The sequence below is a fragment of the Streptomyces sp. NPDC045701 genome (assembly GCF_056432045.1).
The window spans coordinates 1-1764 of sequence record NZ_JBWKJV010000188.1 but is presented as its reverse complement, the minus strand read 5'-3'; the positions used below and the strand labels follow the sequence as shown (position 1 = coordinate 1764).

At 68.8% G+C, this 1764-nt stretch carries 2 protein-coding genes; both read left to right on the top strand.

The genetic code is table 11. The features are described from left to right. The first annotated feature begins 491 nt into the window (after nt 1–491). Complete coding sequence (locus tag AC07DW_RS34320) at nt 492–854, top strand: diguanylate cyclase domain-containing protein (RefSeq protein WP_478861505.1); 363 nt, start codon at nt 492–494, stop codon at nt 852–854. Between the two features lie 53 nt (nt 855–907). After that, nucleotides 908–1764: IS701 family transposase (locus AC07DW_RS34315; RefSeq protein WP_478861504.1), on the top strand; the 857-nt coding region annotated here is incomplete at its 3' end.

The window sequence follows — 1764 nt, the reverse complement described above, 5'->3', positions numbered from 1 at the left end:
CATCAGCCCACGAAGACCCGCACCAGCCGCCTGTCCCGGCTCCTCTACCGACTCGCGGCTTGACAGCCAACCCACTCGAATTAGGCAACGGAGTCCGGGTGGTACTGCCGTGATGCCGCTGTGGCGGTGGAAGCCCGGCTCCGACCTGGGACCGGCCGGAACCGCGTCGCGGAGATCCGCCTCGGTCAGCAGTACCTCACCCTGGCCTACCGCGACGACGTCGATGGCGAGGGCGACTTCGGCTTCGACGTCCTGCTGCCCTGCCCTTTCGGCGACGAATGCACCGGCCAGGCGTGGGCGCCGACTGACAGCATCAGCTGCCTTTCCCGGGCGCTGAACGGCGACATGGATAACGACCCGGACATCCTTCTGCACCGTCCACGGCGGGTTCGACGACGTCGACCAGGAGGCCGACGACCAGGCCCGGTACGACAACCCCGAGGGCCGCGCCGACCTCGAAGCGCAGGCACTGGAAGCGATGGATCCCCAGTATGGACTCCGTCCTGCGCGTGCAGGCCCGGTTCGGGCAACGCGCACTCTTGCTGACCACCGCCGCAGTCCCGTTCACCGGCTGGACCGTGCACGCCATCACGTTGCACCGACGCCTCGCCGCGTCCCGCAAGGACCGCTCACCGGACTGCTGCGCCGCGACGCCTACACCGTCCGCGCCCGGCGGATCCTTCGCCGCCACGGCGACGAGGTGGCCCCTGGTCACGGTCGACACCGACCACTTCAAGGACATCAACGACGGCCTGGGCCATGCGGCCGGGGACGCCGTCCTCGCGTCGTTCGGCGCGGCGGCTCACCTCCTGGGCGGGCCCACGCGCCGCCGTCGGCAGACTCGGAAGCGATGAGTTCTTCTCTGAACTAATACTGCAATCTCACTTGTTTGTGGTTGAGTTGGGGTATGGCTGAGCTTGGGGTGGGGTTGGTTGAGGAGTGGGACGGGGTGCTGGCGGGGTTGCATGCCCGGTTCGCGTCGCGTTTCGCCAGGTCGGAGCCGCGGGGGCGGGCGCTTGCGTATATGCGGGGGCTGATCGCTCCGTTGGAGCGGAAGAACGGCTGGACGCTGGCGGAACGGGCCGGTGACCGGCTGCCGGTCGGGATGCAGCGCCTGCTGGGCGAGGCGGACTGGGACGCCGACGGTGTCCGTGACGACGTGCGGGACTACGTCGTCGGGACGATCGGCGACAAGAACGCGGTCCTGATCGGGGACGACACCGGCTTTCTGAAGAAAGGCGTGCGCTCGGCCGGCGTCCAGCGGCAATACTCCGGCACCGCCGGACGCACCGAAAATTGCCAGGTCGGCACGTTCCTGGCCTACGCCTCCACGAAGGGGCGGGCGCTGATCGACCGGGAACTGTATCTTCCTGCTTCGTGGACGGACGACCGGGAGCGGTGCCGGGAGGCGGGCGTCCCGGACGAGGTGGCCTTCGCGACGAAGACCGGGCACTTCAAAGCCATGCTCACCCGTGCGGTCCAGGCCGGCGTGCCGTTCGCGTGGGTCACCGCGGACGAGGCCTACGGACAGCCGGAATCCCTGCGGTGGCGGATGGAACAGCAGGCCATCAGCCACGTGATGTGCGTGAAGACCAGCGACACCGTCATCACCCGCGACATGGGCGAACGCCGCGTCGACGAACTGGTCGAGGGCCTGGCACCGCAGGCATGGAAGCGGCTGTCCGCCGGGAAGGGGTCCCACGGTGAGCGGATGTACCAGTGGGCCCGGATCCCCATCCGGATCTGGTGGGAGAACGGCCACGG